This window comes from Pseudodesulfovibrio pelocollis (genome assembly GCF_030282845.1).
GTDB classification, from domain to species: domain Bacteria; phylum Desulfobacterota; class Desulfovibrionia; order Desulfovibrionales; family Desulfovibrionaceae; genus Pseudodesulfovibrio; species Pseudodesulfovibrio pelocollis.
Genome location: NZ_JASTWE010000010.1, coordinates 21,389 through 36,414, shown reverse-complemented (window position 1 = coordinate 36,414; position 15,026 = coordinate 21,389). Strand labels below are relative to the sequence as shown.

Below are 15,026 nucleotides of genomic sequence, written 5' to 3'. Positions count from 1 at the left end.
TGCTCAACCCTCCCCGGCCAGCGTCGCATCCGCCAGCCATAGGCTGCCAAAGGCCGCCGCGCCGAACAGACCGCTCCTTTCGTCGGCATTGAGCAGCACCGGCAGCGAGCACAGGAAGTCCGCATGGGTGGCGCAGTTGCGGAATTCGTCCAGAAATTCCGGGATGTTGACGAGCATGGGATTTCGGGCGGCCACGCCCCCGCTGACCACCAGCCCGCCACGGGGCATGACCGCCAAGGCCCAGTTGCGGCACGCCCGGCCATAGAACCGGGCGAACCATCGGGCCGTGGGGCTCTCGGGGGTGATGGAGGCGGAGATGTCGGCGGGCGTCAACCACTGGCCGGTGAGGTGGGCATGAAGCAGGCGCAGCCCGGGGCCGGAGACCACGACATCGCCCTCGGCGCAGCCCCGCCCTGTCTCCCGGCGCACGAACGCCTCGAATCCGGCCTCGTCGGATCCGGTGAAGGGAAAGGCCATGTGCCCGGCCTCGGACGACAGGGCGATCCATCGCCCCTGGTCGGGAATCAGGGCCGAATGACCGAGCCCGGTGCCCGCGCCTATGACGCCGATGACGGCATCCGCTTCGGCCCCGTCCACTTCGGCTCCGCACGACCCGGCCCTGCCCTGCCCGGCCCTGCCCGACTGGAGAATACGCGCCCCGTCCATGACCCGGGTGCGGCAGGCGTGGGCCTGGGCCGCAAAGTCGTTGATCAGACAGGCCCGGCGCGCCCCGAGTTCCACATCGCCCAGGTCCACGCTCCAAGACACGTTGGGCAGCCTGCACCTCGTGGCAGCGACCACCGGCCCGGCCACGGCCAGCACGGCCGCGTCGAAGCCGTGCTCAAAGGGAAAGCCGCTGTCGCGAAGCTGGTCGAGCAGGTGGACAAAGGACGTCGCAGCGCGGGTTTCGAGCCACCGGGAGTCCTCCATGTCAAGGGGGCCGCCCGTCGTCTCGAAGACCGCGAATCTGCTGTGCGTGCCGCCGATGTCGGCGGCCAGAATCCTTGCCATGTCCAGCCCTCCGTCCTGGAGGCAACCTAGCACAATCGGGCGCGAAAGCCAGCCCGCCGCGGCCGAAACGAGCGAATCCGCCCGTGGGCGGATTCGTGCTCGCGATGCCTGTGCGACCGGACGCTGCCGGCTGTCCCGGAGACTGCGGGTTATGCGACCCGGCCCGCCTCGGCAACGGTTTCGGCGCGGGCTTCATCGGGCGCGAGGAGGTCTTCCAGATCAAGGGGGCTGTTGCGCTTTTCCACATACTTGCGCGTGATGCGTCGCAGGGTCTCGGTCTTGCCCTCGCGCTCGCTGGGGCTGAGGAACGAGGCCAGCTTGCGCTCCAGCTTGTAGGAGTTCTGCTCCTTGCTGATGGCCACTATGCCCTCCAGGACCAGCTTCTGATTCAGAAGCTCCACCCGCGTCGAATAGTTGATGTTTTCCGCGATGGGCGAAAAGACGAGATTGCTGAGGACCAGGCCGTAGAGGGTGGAGATGAAGGCCACCGGGATGTTCTTGAGAATCACGGCCGTATCGTTGATGCCCATGAGCAGACCGATGAGGCCGATGACGCTGCCCGCCACGCCAAAGGCCGGGGCCATGCGCGCCATGGTCTGGAAAAACCGCTCGCTCTGCTGACGGCGCAGGTTGAAGAAGGCCATCTCCGCGTTGAGGGTCTCGCGGATTTCCTCTTCCTTGTAATTGTCCACCAGGAGAATCAGGCCGTTTTTGAGGAACGAGCTGGTGGCCTTGGCCTCGTTGCGCTCCAGGGAGAGCAGGCCGTCCACCTTGCTCTTGACCGAGAGGTCGAGCAGGGTGTTGACGATCTCCCCGGAGGTGGCGTGGCCGTTGGTATAGGCATTCTTGGCCACTCTGAAGGCGTTGCGGATGTGGGCTGTCGGATAACTGACGAGCATGGCCGCGCACAGACCGGACACGACCACCAGGAAGGCGGCCAGATTCCAGTAGGCCGAGGCCGCGCCCGTCAGCAGGAAGCTGCCCACGAAGAGCAACAGGCTGAGGATCACGCCGATGATATTTTTCCTGTTCATGCCATCCTCCGACCGGTTCAAATTTCGTTGGTGATGAGAATTTCCACGCGCCTGTTCATGGCCTGATTGCCCGCACTCGTCCCGGGCAGTTCGGGATGCAGCGAGCCTCTGCCGGTGATGGTCACCCGCCTCGGGTCCACGCCGAACCGGTTCATGAGCAGGTCCGCCACCCCGGCCGCGCGGCCCGTAGACAGGGCAAAGCCGCTCATGGCGCCGTCGGACGCCTCATCCTCGGACGCATGACCCAGCACATGGACCATACCCACGCTCAGGCGGACAACATCCGATATTTCCTGAAGATATTCATCAGACTCGGGTCTGAGGCCCTGCTCCCCGGCCGTGAAGAAAAGATCGCCGCGCAGGCTGACGCGCACGCGGCCAGCCCCCTCGCGGATCACGGTCACGCCGTCGACGCGGGAGCGATAGAGCACCTGGTTGTCGGCCATGCGCACCGTATCCCGCGAGCCAAGCATGTCGGCCCGGCTTGACAGTTGGCCGATGAGCCCGATGAGCGGGTCCAGGGCGCCCATGTCCCTGGCCTCTTCCGCGCTCTGTCGGCTGAAAAGCACCCGCACGTCCTGATGGGTGCTGGCATAGATGAACAGGACCACGAAGAGCACGAACATGACCATCATCAGGTCGGCCCAGGGCACGGCCCAGTCGTTCACGCCCGTGGCGCGAGGCGCTCCCTCGATCTGCTCGAAGGAGGAAAATCCCTTGGTGAAATTGGCGTCGATGTCTCGCATGGTTCTCCCGCGCTTGGTGCGCACACGCGACCAAGCAAGAACCACGCCACGTCCACAACCATTCGGAATAGCGACACTCCGCCCCCGGCTGCTCGCAACACCACTCCCCAGCCCGCGCCGAGCGGCAAAATTCCGTCATCCGGGCGGCCCCTGCGGCAAGTGTCCGTCCCGGAGTCCGTTATTGACTCGCCGCCGGTTCTGGGCCAGTTTCAGGCCCATCATGACACAGCGCACTCCCGGTCCCTTCACGTCCACGGTTCCCATCGTCCTGGCCTCGACCTCGCCCCGCAGGCGCGAGCTGCTGGCCGATCTCGGCCTCGATTTCGAGGTGGTGCCCAGCCGGGCCGAGGAGCCCGCCCCCCTGCCCGGCGAAAAACCGGCCGATTACGCGGCGCGCATGGCGCTGATGAAAACCATGGAGGTGGCAGAGCGCCATCCGGGCCGCACCGTGCTCGGCGCGGACACCATCGTGGTCCTTGGTGACTGGATCATGGGCAAACCCGCCGACCCGGACGAGGCCCTGACCATGCTCACCGCGCTCTCGGGCCGGACCCATCAGGTGATCAGCGCCTTCTGCCTGACGGCCCCCGGCCACGACGCCCTCACCCGCGCCGTGACCACGGACGTGGACATGCGCGTCTCCACCGAAGCCGAACTGCGCGCCTACATCGCCACCGGCGAACCCACGGACAAGGCCGGAGCCTACGCCATCCAGGGCGTGGGCACCTTCCTGGTCACAGCCATCAGGGGGTCATATACCAACGTGGTAGGATTGCCCGTGGCACGGGTGCTGGAGGCGCTGATCGAGCGGGGGCTCGTAGAGCCTCGAAGAGGCTGAATGTCCCCGCTCCGTCATTTCCCCCGGGGACAAGCGTAGAGGATGGTCTCGTGCAAAGCTTGATGTGGAGATAAGTCTCAAACTCAGTAAAAATCGACATTGGGAATCTTGAACTTGTCTACAAGTTCCTTGGATACCCCAAGCAATCCTGCCGTCCTTGGTTCAAATTTCACCTTGAAATTGAACTGCAACAATTTCTCTCTGTTCGTCAGCAGCGATTCCTTGAATCGCAGCTGGCATCTACGAATAACCTGCGACCAATATGGAATGGCGCGCGGCTCCTTTGCATAGCTATTGATATCACAGTCAGCATAAATGACATGACTATCTTTAAACCCTGCGGCAAAATCAAGAAAATCTCCAGCCTCGATCATGGTAAGTGGAGTGCATATATATCTAAATCCAATTTTCCCAGTACGTCGGTGAACTTCTACGGAAAAATTTTTAGTTACATCAACATCGAGCATCGTCTCATGATAATAAGTATTTTTTGATATCCCCATGTAAGAAACAGTAAAGTCGGTAAACATATCTGACAAAGTCTTTGCCGTATTTGTATTATAGCATCCGTTTGTAAGAAGATGCAATTTTTGAGGTGCAATCCCCTTTTTAACTTGTGCTACAAATTCAAGTGCCTTTTTTTGTATCGGGACTTCTCCACCTTCATAATACAAGACATTTGGATTGAGTTTTTCTAAAAAATTGTAAGCTTTTTCATAATCCAATTCTATATTTTCTTTTTTCAGTGGAGCAGAAACATAACAGACTGCACACTTTCCATGACAGCTGAGCGATGTCTGAATATTCAAAAGATTTAATTTGTCTCCTTTCTGCCACTTTCTGAACTTGAGAAATCCACATTGACACGCCTTGTCATAAGAATACATTTTATCTAGAAGGTCTTCATCATCTACGGATCCTATTTTAAACTCTGGCTTCATGTTTACAAAGCAACATGGGTACAAGTCGCCAAACCTGTCTAAAAACGGTCTCACAAAATGACACGGAGCTTCTTTCATGGCATCTACTTTCTTTTTAAAGAATTGAACACACCTAAAATTTCAAGCTGCAACTCAACACGTTGCAATAAAAACATAATCTATATGACCTTATCCAGGGAAAAAACTCTCTCACATTGAGTATCATTCTGTTTTTCTTATAATAACATCCATCCGCAACGTCATGATTCGTCGTTTGATCCTCTTGGTTGCGGGTCAAAGCCCAAGTACAAAAATACCAAAACAATGTCCATCGACTGTCCCCAGATCACGAACGACCATATAAACACGTTCTGACGGACTTGGATAAAATCGTTACCCGAGCCGGGGAATTAACTCAACGAAAGATTGCCATGCCCCGGAAACACCTCATTTTTCGCTCACCGCCAGCAAGCCCCCGGCGCAGAAGAGAATCACGGCCGTGACCCGGTTCTGGAGCCGGGTCAGGCATCGCTCGCGCAGCCAGCAGAAGGTCCTGGCCCCGAACAGGGCATAGGCCACGGCGCTGCTGCCCTGGATGACGAAGAAGCTCGCCGCCAGGATGAGGAAATGCCCGGTGTAGTGGGCCGGATCGATGAACTGCGGAAAGAGCACCGTGAACACCAGAACCGACTTGGGGTTGGACATGCCCGTGGCATAGCCGAGGCAGAAGAGCCGCAGCAGGGGCGTGGTCGGCCTCGCCTCGGCCCATGGGGCGTCCATGGGCGGCTGCCGCCAGTTCCTGACGGCGAGGACCACGAGATAGGCCACGCCGACCCATTTGATGATATTGAAGACCATGCTCGAACTCTGGACCACCACGCCAAGGCCGAGATAGACGATGACCATCTGCGTGACATAGGCGCACGAGCCGCCCGCAATGGCTGGCAGGGTCCGCACGAACCCGTTGCGCACGCTCGATGACATGGAGAACATGGTCATGGGCCCGGGCGTGTAAGCGATGGCGGTCATGAGCAGGAAATAGGCGAACCACGTGTTGAAAGCCATTGTCGGCCCCTCGCTGAGAATGATGTCAGCCATGGACCCTAATCCACTCCCCGGATGGTGTAAATACGCCCCTCCCGGAATGCCCCTTTTCTCCTGCGTATTGACAATCTTGCCCAAGCGAGGCGACCCGAGCGAGTCGGGTCAAAAGGGCTCAGGAGGCCGAACTCATCGCCTGGTGGCAACGCCCTTTAACGACACCATGACACACAAGATCAAACGATTTGAAGCACATCCAATTCCTGTTGTACAGCTGCGACACATGCGTGTACACAGGGGGCGACAGCGCTTCCAGACGCGGCAACGGCGAGCAGCCGACAAGGAGACCACGAGAATGAAATCCAAATCCCCCCTCGACACCCTGGGCACGGCCCTGGCCACCCTTGGCCCCATCGGGCATTTCCCGAAGGCTCCGGGCACATGGGGATCGTTGGCCGCCGTGGTGGCCGCGCCCTGGCTCTTCCTGCCCCTGCCGCTGTGGGGACGGCTGGCCGCGCTGGCGGCGGTCTTCGCAGTGGGGGTCTGGGCCTGCGCCGTGGCCGAGCGGACCATGGGCCGCAAGGACCCGGGCTGCGTGATCATCGACGAACTGTTCGGCCAGTGGCTGACGCTGCTCTTCTTCTCGGCCATGCCCATCTGGTATTTGGGGCTCGCCTTTGTTCTCTTCCGGGGTTTTGACATCCTCAAACCCTGGCCCGTGCAGTGGGCCGAGACAGCCTTTCCCGGCGGGCTCGGGGTCATGGCCGACGATGGCGTGGCCGGGCTCTACGCCCTGCTCTGCCTGCACCTGATCGCCTGGATTCTTTGAGGTTTCCACCCGCGCCTTCCCTTCCCTGCCAACGCTCCCAGCGCATCCCTCGTAAGCCCAAAAAAAAGGCCGCCCCCTTGCGGGAGCGGCCTGAGAATCCATACCTGCGACAGTTACCGGACCACGAACTCTGCCCGGCGGTTCTTGGCCCAGGCGGTTTCGTTGTGGCCGGGGTCGAGGGGACGCTCCTCTCCGAAGCTGACGATGCTCATGCGGCTGGGGTCAACACCGAGGATGACCAGATGCTCGTAGGCGGCACGCGCCCGGCGTTCGCCCAGGGCGAGGTTGTATTCCTCGGTGCCGCGCTCGTCGCAATGCCCCTCGATGACGACACGGACATCGGTGAACCGGCGCATGATGTTGGCCTTCAGCGCCAGAATGGAGCGGGCCTCGGTGTTCAATTCATAGGAATCGAAGGCGAAGCGGATGGTGACGCTGGTCAGCTCCTGCACAGCCTCGGCCTTGGCGCGGCGCTCGGCCTCGGAGGCCAGCGTGGCTTCATCCACGGACGGTTGTCCGGACGTGGACGGTTGCGCCCATCTGCTTTCGTCCGTCACCTCGACCTGCGTGCCGGGAGGGGTGCTGGTCGACGTTTTCTTGGAACAACCGGCCCCGGCGCCGAGCGCGAGGACCAAAAGAATCATTGCCGCGAGATACCATTTCGAGTTCATGCCCACTCCTTGAGGTAGGGCCGTTTTTTTCGGCCATTGACGTTTGAGCTGCCCGGAAAAAGGGGTTTCCAGTATATGTGTACCCTTTCGCCGTGAAAAATCAACCCTGATTCAGTGACGATTCACCATTGCAACGCCGTATCCCACGCAGGGGCAAAGGCCTGCCCCGGCCCGGTGGAGAGCATCCTTGGCGTATCCCCGTGCCGCGTGGTGAGGTAGAGCTTGAACTCTCCGGTGCGGCTGGAGGCAAAGGCCAGGAAATATCCATCCGGGTCGAATGCCGGATATTCATCGTTTCCGGGGCCGAACGTCAACTGTTTCTCACGTCCGGTCGAAAGATCGTGCAAAAATATCCGGTGCCCGCTTCCGGTGCGGGCGGTGTAGGCGATGTAACGACCGTCCGGGCTCATGCAGGGATGGGTGTTGTATGTGCCGGTCATGGTCACACGGCGGACCTCGCCGGACTTCATGTCCATCAGGTAGATGTGCGGGTTGCCCGCCCGGCCCGAGGTGAAGGCCATCTTGGAGCCGGTGCGGTCAAAGCTGGGCGACACCTCGATATAGGGGCTTTGCGCCAGCTTGCGCTTGGGCCGGTAGGATTCGTCAAGCTCGTGGATGTCCGTAGTGCCGTTGAGGTTGAGAGCCGCCACCGGCCTGTCGCCAGGGCCGAACATGGGGCTGATGACTGTCTGGCCGAGCCCCTGCGAGTACAGGGTGATCTTCTGGGTCTTGCTGTCGTACACCCCGAGTTCGTGACGGGTCTTGGCAATATGGGTGAAGATGATCTTCGAGCCGTCTGCCGACCAGGAGGGACTCAGGTTGAACCCGCCAAGCTTGGTGATGCGCTTGAGTTCGCGCCCCTGGGGGAGCACGGTGAAGATCTCCTTGCCCTCGCCCTCCTGCTTGACAAAGGCCAGGGGCGAGTCGAAGAACCCCTTCTTGCCGGTCAGGGCCTCGAGAAAGGCGGAGCAGAAGCGGTCTGCGGCCTGGGCCAGGGTGATCTCGCCCACGTCGTTGTATGCCTTGCCCACCACGCGGCGGCCGCCAAAGGTCTCGAAGACCCGGGCCTCCACGGAGCGCCCGTTCCAGCCCGTGGTCATGCACAGATCGATGCGGGCCAGCTGCATGGGCCGGAAGTCAATGTCGCCTGCGCCCACCCCCCGGCTCGGGTCGCCGCCGAGCAGCTCCGGCATGGGGATGATCTTCAGGAAGGGGATGTAGCTTAAGTTGTTGGCCACCAGTTCCTCGAAGGCCCTGGCCTGGGGCTGGGGCAGTTCGTTGCCGCCCAGACTCTTGGGCGGCAGGAGGATGATGTTGACCATGCGTTGGCCCGGACCGTGGATATCCACTGTGAGCGGTCCGGAGGCAAGGGCCGAGGTCGCGGCGCACACCGCGATGACAAAAGTGGCGCAAAGCGTCAGAATGCGTTTCATTGCTGTTTACTCTGAAAGTTCCTGGCTGTTGAAATTGATGCGGAGGACACGATCCCTGTCGGTCCTTGGCCGCTCCACGATCTCGGTTTCCTTGATGGCTCGCAGGGCCGAGCTGTCGAACTCGGGATTGTTCGACGACTGCGTGACCCTGGAGGAGAGAATCCTGCCCTCACCGTCAAGAATGATTTCCACGGTGACGACCATGTTCGCCTCTCCGGCAAAGCTCGGATAGCGCCAGTTCCTCTTGATGGCCGTGCCCACGATGAGGGCATAGACCTCGGACAGGCCCGACCCGCTGCCGCCGACGACTCCCCCGGCCACGCCGCCCTCCTGGCCACCCTGCTGGCCGCCGTGGGCATAGACCTGTTCGCCCTCGCGCTTCTTGATGGCCGCCAGTTCCTTGGCGATGGCCGCGCCCTGCTGCTTTTCCTGGGCTGTGGCCTTGGCCTGGGCTGCGGCCAGCCCTTCGGCCAGCATCTGCTCCGCCGTCTTTTGCGGCTTGGCTTCGGGTTTGGGCTCCGGCTTTTTCGGCTCCGGCTTGGGCTCGGGCTTTTTCGGCTCGGGCTTGGGCTTGGGTGCTTCTTCCTTCTTGACGACAGGCTGCCTGTCCACCTTGGTCGGGCTGATGTCCTTTGGCTCGGGCTTGGCCTCGACCACCGGCACGGGTTTGATCTCGGCCACCGGCTCGGGCGCGGCTTCAACCACGGGAGCCTGCGCCGCCGCCGTCTCCCGCGCGCCCACGGCCTCCACCACCGGAGCCGGGCCGGGCGGCGGCGGAGCCAACGTCACCAGATCGACCGAATAGACCGGCCGATCCATGTTCACCCGCACCGTCTGGCCGCCCGCCCAGAACAGGGCAAAGGCCAGAAATGAGGCGTGGAGCACAAAGGAAATCGTGAACCCGAGACTTTGCCGCATAGGGAGATGTCATCCGGAGCTGATTATTTCTTGTCCTGAGCCTTGCGGGCCGAGGTTTCCTCGGCCACGATGCCCAGCCTGTCGATGCCCGCCGCCTTGATCTCGCCCATGATCCTGACCACGGTGCCGTAGGGCACGGCCGCATCGGCCCGAAGATAAAGCTGCTTCATCTGCCCTGAGACCAGCCGTGTCAGGTGGCCTTCCAGCTCGTCCTCGGCCACCTGGTACTCGTCGAGAAACAGGCTGCCGTCGCCCTTGACCGTGAGCACGAGGTGCTCGGCGTCCTGGGGCAGGTTCTTCACCGTTCGCGTGGTGGGCAGGTCCACCTCCACCCCCTGGGTCATGAGCGGCGCGGTGACCATGAAGATGATCAGCAGCACGAGCATCACGTCCACGAATGGGGTGACATTGATTTCATTGAGGAAACCGCCGCCCGTCTTGATAGCCATGACGGCCTCCTACTGCTCGCCCTTGGTGGCCCAGGTGATTTCTCGCTCGGCGCGATTGAGGAACGCCCCGGCAAAGTCGATCATCCCGGTTTCCACCTCATTGAGCTTGCCAAGGAAGTAGTTGTAGAAAATCGTCCCCGGGATGGCCACCAGCAGGCCGATGGCCGTGGCCACCAGTGCCTCGGAGATGCCCGGGGCCACGGTGGCCAGGGCGGCGGACTGGGTCAGGCCGATGGAGTGGAACGAGTGCATGATACCCCAGACCGTGCCGAACAGGCCGATGAACGGGGCCGCGTTGGCACAGGTGGCCAGAAAGGGCAGGTTGTGCGTCAAGGACCGCATTTCCTTGGATATGCCCTGCTTGAGCACCCGGCGCAGGGTATCCTTGACCAGCAGCCGCTTGCGGTCGCGGTTGACGTCCGCCTTTTCCAGCAGGCGGAATTCCTTGACCGCCAGGGTGCTCACCCGGGATAGGGGGGACTGTTCCCTGGACCCCAGTGCCTTGAGCCCGGACGAGAGGTCGCCAGACGACATGAAGGCCTCGTATCCCTCCATGACCTTCTTGCGGGCCGCGCCGATGGTGAAGAATTTGTGAAAGATGATGGCCCAGCTCCACAGGGACATGCCCCCAAGCAGGAGCATCACCATTTTCACGGCCAGGGTCGCCCCGGCCAGAAGCGAGAAAAGATCGCTGTCAGGAAGCATGTTCATGCTGTCACCCCACGAATACGAATGTTGCGGACCGCATCGGGCAGGTCCGAATCGACTGGTTCAAATCTTGCGCCCCGGTCATCGGGTCGCCCCGCGCAGACAGCGCTGCACGATCTCATGGGCATTGGCCTCGGTCTGGCGGTATTCCTCGGCCGTCAGGCCCGCGCCCAGCGCGATGGTCCTGCGCAATTCCTTGGAAACAAGGTCCCTCGGTGCATGCGCGTCATTGTTCACCACCAGCTTGGCCCCGAGCCTGCGGGCCAGCGCGGCCACATGGCCGTTGGTTAAGCTGTGGCCGCCCCGGGTGGTGATCTCGAGGGCCACGCCCTTTTCGGCGGCCAGGGCCACCTCCTCCTCGGTGATCAGCCCGGGATGCGCCAGGATGTCCACCCCGGCCTCGATGGCCGCCAGATTGGTGCCCGGGGCCACGGGCTCCACCGGGGTCTCGCCGTGCATGACAACCACCTGCGCCCCGGCCTCGCGCGCCTTGATCACCATCTCGCCAATGAGCGGCGGCGGAATGTGGGTCAGCTCCACCCCGGCCAGGACGATGATGTCGTAGAAATACCCGTGCCGCTTCACGAACCGGAGGATATTCTCCAGAGTGAAGTAGAGGGTGCTCTCGTCGGCGTGGTCGGTCATGCACAGGGCCTTGTAGCCGATGACCTCGGCCCGGCGGACAAGCTCCGCCGGAATGAGTTCGCCGTCGCTGAAGACCGTGTGCGTGTGCAGGTCGATCATGGGGGGCCTACATCTTGTATTTTATATCGTCTTCAGAAAATTTCTCAAGCTCATCCGCCCACTTGTCGGCGCTTTCGGTCTTTATGACCCGCTCCGCGCCATGCTGTATGGGACCGCCGCCCTGATCAAGGACATGCCCGGCCACCCGGATGGGGCACTTGGCGCGCACGGCCAGGGCGATGGCATCAGAGGGACGGCTGTCCAGCCGACGGGCCTCGTCGCCCAAAGTCACGACGATCTCGGCAAAGAAGGTCCCCTCGCGGATGTCCGTGACCTCCACGGCCTCGACGCGCCAACCAAGGCCGACAATGGCCCCGAGGAGCAGATCGTGGGTCATGGGCCGGGGAAAGGGAACCGCGTTGATGGCCACGGAAATGGCCATGGCCTCCATGGCCCCGATCCAGATGGGCAACACGCGCTCGCCCCCCGCCTCCTTGAGCACGAGGATGGGCGCCTTGCTGTTCTCGTCCAGGGCGAGCCCGAAGATGTCCATCGTTACCACGGTGTTCCCGTCCCTTCTCCCATGAGCGTGTACTTCTTGGCCTCGGTGATCCTGACCGGCACCATCATGCCGACCAGATCGCCCGCATCCTCGCAGCCACCGTATTCCATGCGCACATTGACGACGCGCCCGGCCGGATCACGCCCCTTCCACGAGGGGGCGTCCCCGCCCTGGATGCGGCTCAGGCCCTCGACAAACACGTCGGTTTCGGTGCCCACAAGCATTTTTAGACATTTTCTAGTAATACTATTTTGCAGAGTCTGCAAGCGCATCAGACGTTCCGCGGCCACTTGGGGGTCCACTTTCGGCTCCATGTTCACGGCGGCCACGCCCGGGCGGTCGGAATACTTGAAGGAAAAGCTCGAATCATAGCCCACTGCCGCCAAGGCGTCGAGGGTGGCCTGAAAGTCCGCCTCGGTCTCGCCGGGAAAGCCGACAATGAGGTCCGTGGTCAGGACGATGTCCGGCCTGGCCTGCTTCAGGGCCTCGACGATGCCCATGTAGTGGCCCAGGGTGTAGCGGCGGCGCATGGCCTTGAGCATCGCGTCGGAGCCCGATTGCAGGGGCAGATGCAGCGAGGGGCACAGGGTCTCGAACTCGCCGAAGGCGGCGATGACCTCGGGCGCGATGTCCTTGGGGTGGGAGGTGGTAAAGCGCAGCCGGTCGAGCCCCTTGATGGCCGCCACCTGCCGCAGCAGGCCGCCGAAGCTGACGCCCGCCCCGCCCTTGTCCATGCCGAAGCTGTTGACGTTCTGCCCGAGCAGGGTGATCTCGCGCACCCCGGAATCCACCAACGCCCGGCACTCCTCCACCACCGCGTCCGGGTGGCGCGACTTCTGCCGCCCCCGGGTGTAGGGCACGATGCAGTAGGCGCAGAAGTTGTCGCACCCCTGCATGATGGTGACGAACGCCTGCCGGCCAGACCCGGCCGCAGACCCAGCCGACTGCTCCAGTGCGGCCTCTCGCTCTTCGTAGGCGGGCATGAAGTCGAGCAGGGCCGCCCGCTCGTCGCTCCCGGCCACGATGCGCTCCAAGGCGTTGGGCGCGCCCGCGATGCCGTCCGAGCCGAAGACAAGCCGCACAAAGGGAAAGCGCTCGAAGAATCCCCGGCCGATCTGCTGGGCCACGCAGCCGCCCACGGCGACAAAAACCCGTGGATCGCGCCTCGCATGGGCCGCGATACGGCCAATTTCGCTGTACACCTTCTGCTCCGGCTTATCGCGGACACTGCATGTATTGAAAATATAGACCAGCGCCTCGTCCTCGCCCGCCTCCTGCCAGCCCCGGCTCTCCAGGGCGCGGGTAAGCCATTGCGAATCGTGGACGTTCATCTGGCACCCGAAGGTGGTGATGTGGAATTTCATGAAAACGTATCCTGCCCGGGATTGCCGGGCAATTGCGGGTTTATCGGAAATGCATCACGGTGAACTGAGACTTAAGCACTGGCGAACCAGGTGTCCAGAAAGTGCAGAACCTTGCCCAGGGTCTGCTCGCGGGTCAGGCGGGTGTTGTCGATGGTGAACTCAGCGCCCGGGTCTTCCTCAAAGGGTACGTCCACGCCGATGACCTCACCGAGCCCCTGGCACGGCTCGCCGGTCTGTCTGCGCCGCAGCGCCCTGCGGTAGAGATCGGCGGCCACGAGCCCCTCGGGGCGTCCGGCCTCGCGCCGGATGGCCTCGTCCAGTTCGCAGCGCACAAAAACCTCGGCAAACCGGGGGATGCGGCTTCTGGCCCTGTCGCGCATGGACACCGTGTGGGCCGAGCCGTCCATGAGCACGTTGTGCCCCTGCCCGACCAACTCCACGGCCTCGTCCACAAACATGGCATAGGCCGCCTCGCGCTCCCGGGCCGTATACTGCGGCTCGGGAAAATATGCTTTTCTTCGCTCATCCATCTGAAGCAGGATCACGTCCACCCCGCGTCCGCGCAGATGGTCGGCCACGCCCCGGGCCAGCGCGCTCTTGCCGCTGCCCGGCAGGCCCACGAACCAGACCGCGAAACCCTGCGCGCCCGGTTTCACGCCTTCTGCTCCATGTACTTGTTGATGTTTTCCCAGTCGAACACGTCGTCTTCAAGCACGTTGACCATGAGGTTGAAGAGTCCCTGGCGCACACTGGCCGGGTGGTCCGGGTACCACTCGGGCGAGGCGATGACAAGGGCGCGGAAGACGAAGAACGGGGCCAGGACCTCCAGCACCTCACCGTCGCCGGTCTGCTCCAGGTATTCGGCGAAATAGGCGCGGTAAAGGCGCTCGAATGGCCCGGCCAGCCGGTCGTGGCCGTACAGACTCCACAGCAGGTAGTTGACGGCCATGGTGGCCAGATCACCACCCGGCTCGCCCCACTCGCCCCGGCTACGGTCAAGGACCGAGAACTCGCCCTGGTCCGTAACCAGCACGTTCCAGGGGTGGAAGTCGCCATGCACCGCGCTGAGGCGGTGGGCATAGCCCCGGAGCTTCCACCGCCAGTCCACCAGCCGCTTCTCCAGAGCCATGAACCGGGCATCGTCAAAGGCCGGATACGGGTGCGGATACGCCTCGTCGATCATGCCCAGGATGCACTCGCTCGACCCGATCAGATTGCGGATGCGGCGATGATACAGCGGCACGTCGTCGAGCTTGCGCGAATGCACGCGGGCCAGCCAGCGGGCATACTCACGGGCCAGCGCAAGGTCCGAGTCGCGAAAATCGCCGGAGCGGATGCGCTCCAGATCGAGAAAGTAGTCGTACCCCTCCAGCTTCTCGTTGACGATGAAGAATTCCCTGGGCTGGTCCACAGGAATCAGGGCGTTGTCCCCGTCCACGTAGCCGAGCCCCAGCGGCCGGACATGGCGCTCCATGCGCGCCGAGGTCTCGTGCTGGAACATGAGGATGGCTGCCCGGTCCCAATAGAACTGGTGGCCGTACTTGTCGCCCTTCATGATGGAGAGCACGGCCTCGCGAACCTCGCCGTCCACGGAAAACCGGATCAGCAGGGGCTTGCCGTAGCCAAAGCCCTTCATGCCCTGAGCATCGAGGGTGCCGATGTCGCCAGCGGCCAGCAGCCGGGCGTCGTCGCCGTACACCCGCCTGAGATAGGCTTCGATGTTGGCGGTTTCCAGTCGGATCATGACGCCTCCCTGCCCGATTTTACCAAGTCTTGGGCCGAATTCCGGGCCGAGTCCCGGCCGAGGCGACGCCGGAC

17 protein-coding genes are annotated in these 15,026 nt (G+C 62.3%); 2 read left to right on the top strand and 15 right to left on the bottom strand.

Annotation, left to right across the window (positions count from 1 at the left end):
• Positions 1-3: 3 nt before the first annotated feature.
• The 3 genes from QQS14_RS05485 to QQS14_RS05475 all read right to left on the bottom strand — a co-directional run bounded on the left by QQS14_RS05485 (position 4) and on the right by QQS14_RS05475 (position 2,791).
• Positions 4-1,011 carry a glucokinase gene (locus QQS14_RS05485; protein ID WP_285905926.1) on the bottom strand — a complete coding sequence of 336 codons (1,008 nt, stop codon included), beginning with the start codon at positions 1,009-1,011 and terminating at the stop codon, positions 4-6.
• Positions 1,012-1,160: 149 nt separating this feature from the next.
• Positions 1,161-2,045 carry a motility protein A gene (locus QQS14_RS05480; protein WP_285905924.1) on the bottom strand — a complete coding sequence of 295 codons (885 nt, stop codon included), beginning with the start codon at positions 2,043-2,045 and terminating at the stop codon, positions 1,161-1,163.
• Between the two features lie 17 nt (positions 2,046-2,062).
• Positions 2,063-2,791: an OmpA/MotB family protein gene (locus QQS14_RS05475; protein WP_285905923.1), complete on the bottom strand. Its 729-nt coding sequence runs from the start codon at positions 2,789-2,791 to the stop codon at positions 2,063-2,065.
• A gap of 220 nt (positions 2,792-3,011) precedes the next feature.
• Between QQS14_RS05475 and QQS14_RS05470 the strand changes: the two genes are divergently transcribed.
• The gene (locus tag QQS14_RS05470) at positions 3,012-3,629 is read left to right on the top strand and encodes a Maf family protein (RefSeq protein ID WP_285905922.1); all 618 of its coding nucleotides are present in this window, start codon (positions 3,012-3,014) and stop codon (positions 3,627-3,629) included.
• An 83-nt stretch (positions 3,630-3,712) separates the two neighbouring features.
• Here QQS14_RS05470 and QQS14_RS05465 read toward each other — a convergent pair whose 3' ends face one another.
• Both QQS14_RS05465 and QQS14_RS05460 read right to left on the bottom strand, forming a co-directional pair.
• Complete coding sequence (locus tag QQS14_RS05465) at positions 3,713-4,648, bottom strand: hypothetical protein (protein ID WP_285905920.1); 936 nt, start codon at positions 4,646-4,648, stop codon at positions 3,713-3,715.
• A 348-nt stretch (positions 4,649-4,996) separates the two neighbouring features.
• Positions 4,997-5,647: a LysE family translocator gene (locus QQS14_RS05460; protein WP_285905918.1), complete on the bottom strand. Its 651-nt coding sequence runs from the start codon at positions 5,645-5,647 to the stop codon at positions 4,997-4,999.
• A 298-nt stretch (positions 5,648-5,945) separates the two neighbouring features.
• Here QQS14_RS05460 and QQS14_RS05455 point away from each other — a divergent pair, with 298 nt between their 5' ends.
• Complete coding sequence (locus QQS14_RS05455) at positions 5,946-6,419, top strand: phosphatidylglycerophosphatase A family protein (protein ID WP_285905916.1); 474 nt, start codon at positions 5,946-5,948, stop codon at positions 6,417-6,419.
• Positions 6,420-6,532: 113 nt separating this feature from the next.
• Here the strand turns inward: QQS14_RS05455 and pal are convergent, their stop codons facing one another.
• The 10 genes from pal to QQS14_RS05405 form a co-directional block, all read right to left on the bottom strand.
• A complete protein-coding gene (gene pal / locus QQS14_RS05450) occupies positions 6,533-6,925 on the bottom strand; it encodes a peptidoglycan-associated lipoprotein Pal (RefSeq protein WP_345782787.1) in 393 nt (130 codons plus the stop codon).
• A gap of 287 nt (positions 6,926-7,212) precedes the next feature.
• Entirely contained in the window at positions 7,213-8,523 is a 1,311-nt protein-coding gene (locus QQS14_RS05445) for a protein tolB (RefSeq protein ID WP_285905912.1), read from the bottom strand.
• A gap of 6 nt (positions 8,524-8,529) precedes the next feature.
• Complete coding sequence (locus tag QQS14_RS05440; protein ID WP_285905910.1) at positions 8,530-9,441, bottom strand: TonB family protein; 912 nt, start codon at positions 9,439-9,441, stop codon at positions 8,530-8,532.
• Positions 9,442-9,464: 23 nt separating this feature from the next.
• Positions 9,465-9,890, bottom strand: a complete 426-nt coding sequence (gene tolR, locus QQS14_RS05435) for a protein TolR (RefSeq protein ID WP_285905908.1) — start codon at positions 9,888-9,890, stop codon at positions 9,465-9,467.
• A gap of 9 nt (positions 9,891-9,899) precedes the next feature.
• On the bottom strand, positions 9,900-10,601 hold the full coding sequence (locus tag QQS14_RS05430; RefSeq protein ID WP_285905906.1) for a MotA/TolQ/ExbB proton channel family protein: 702 nt from the start codon (positions 10,599-10,601) through the stop codon (positions 9,900-9,902).
• Positions 10,602-10,679: 78 nt separating this feature from the next.
• Positions 10,680-11,342, bottom strand: coding sequence for a histidinol phosphate phosphatase domain-containing protein (locus QQS14_RS05425; RefSeq protein ID WP_285905904.1), 663 nt, complete (start codon positions 11,340-11,342; stop codon positions 10,680-10,682).
• A gap of 7 nt (positions 11,343-11,349) precedes the next feature.
• Complete coding sequence (locus QQS14_RS05420; protein WP_285905903.1) at positions 11,350-11,844, bottom strand: bifunctional nuclease family protein; 495 nt, start codon at positions 11,842-11,844, stop codon at positions 11,350-11,352.
• Entirely contained in the window at positions 11,838-13,208 is a 1,371-nt protein-coding gene (gene miaB, locus QQS14_RS05415) for a tRNA (N6-isopentenyl adenosine(37)-C2)-methylthiotransferase MiaB (RefSeq protein WP_285905902.1), read from the bottom strand. Before miaB ends, QQS14_RS05420 begins: the two co-directional genes overlap by 7 nt.
• 71 nt (positions 13,209-13,279) lie before the next feature.
• Complete coding sequence (locus QQS14_RS05410) at positions 13,280-13,864, bottom strand: adenylyl-sulfate kinase (RefSeq protein ID WP_285905901.1); 585 nt, start codon at positions 13,862-13,864, stop codon at positions 13,280-13,282.
• Positions 13,861-14,952 (bottom strand): aminoglycoside phosphotransferase family protein, encoded by a 1,092-nt coding sequence (locus QQS14_RS05405; protein WP_285905899.1) that lies wholly within the window; start codon positions 14,950-14,952, stop codon positions 13,861-13,863. Before QQS14_RS05405 ends, QQS14_RS05410 begins: the two co-directional genes overlap by 4 nt.
• Positions 14,953-15,026 lie beyond the last annotated feature (74 nt).

Coding starts and splice junctions, on each gene's coding strand:
- QQS14_RS05475 (WP_285905923.1), bottom strand. CDS start 2,791: ATGCGAGACATCGACGCCAATTTCACCAAGGGATTTTCCTCCTTCGAG.
- QQS14_RS05470 (WP_285905922.1), top strand. CDS start 3,012: ATGACACAGCGCACTCCCGGTCCCTTCACGTCCACGGTTCCCATCGTC.
- QQS14_RS05465 (WP_285905920.1), bottom strand. CDS start 4,648: ATGAAAGAAGCTCCGTGTCATTTTGTGAGACCGTTTTTAGACAGGTTT.
- miaB (WP_285905902.1), bottom strand. CDS start 13,208: ATGAAATTCCACATCACCACCTTCGGGTGCCAGATGAACGTCCACGAT.
- QQS14_RS05460 (WP_285905918.1), bottom strand. CDS start 5,647: ATGGCTGACATCATTCTCAGCGAGGGGCCGACAATGGCTTTCAACACG.
- QQS14_RS05485 (WP_285905926.1), bottom strand. CDS start 1,011: ATGGCAAGGATTCTGGCCGCCGACATCGGCGGCACGCACAGCAGATTC.
- QQS14_RS05430 (WP_285905906.1), bottom strand. CDS start 10,601: ATGAACATGCTTCCTGACAGCGATCTTTTCTCGCTTCTGGCCGGGGCG.
- tolR (WP_285905908.1), bottom strand. CDS start 9,890: ATGGCTATCAAGACGGGCGGCGGTTTCCTCAATGAAATCAATGTCACC.
- QQS14_RS05455 (WP_285905916.1), top strand. CDS start 5,946: ATGAAATCCAAATCCCCCCTCGACACCCTGGGCACGGCCCTGGCCACC.
- QQS14_RS05445 (WP_285905912.1), bottom strand. CDS start 8,523: ATGAAACGCATTCTGACGCTTTGCGCCACTTTTGTCATCGCGGTGTGC.
- QQS14_RS05405 (WP_285905899.1), bottom strand. CDS start 14,952: ATGATCCGACTGGAAACCGCCAACATCGAAGCCTATCTCAGGCGGGTG.
- QQS14_RS05425 (WP_285905904.1), bottom strand. CDS start 11,342: ATGATCGACCTGCACACGCACACGGTCTTCAGCGACGGCGAACTCATT.
- QQS14_RS05480 (WP_285905924.1), bottom strand. CDS start 2,045: ATGAACAGGAAAAATATCATCGGCGTGATCCTCAGCCTGTTGCTCTTC.
- QQS14_RS05440 (WP_285905910.1), bottom strand. CDS start 9,441: ATGCGGCAAAGTCTCGGGTTCACGATTTCCTTTGTGCTCCACGCCTCA.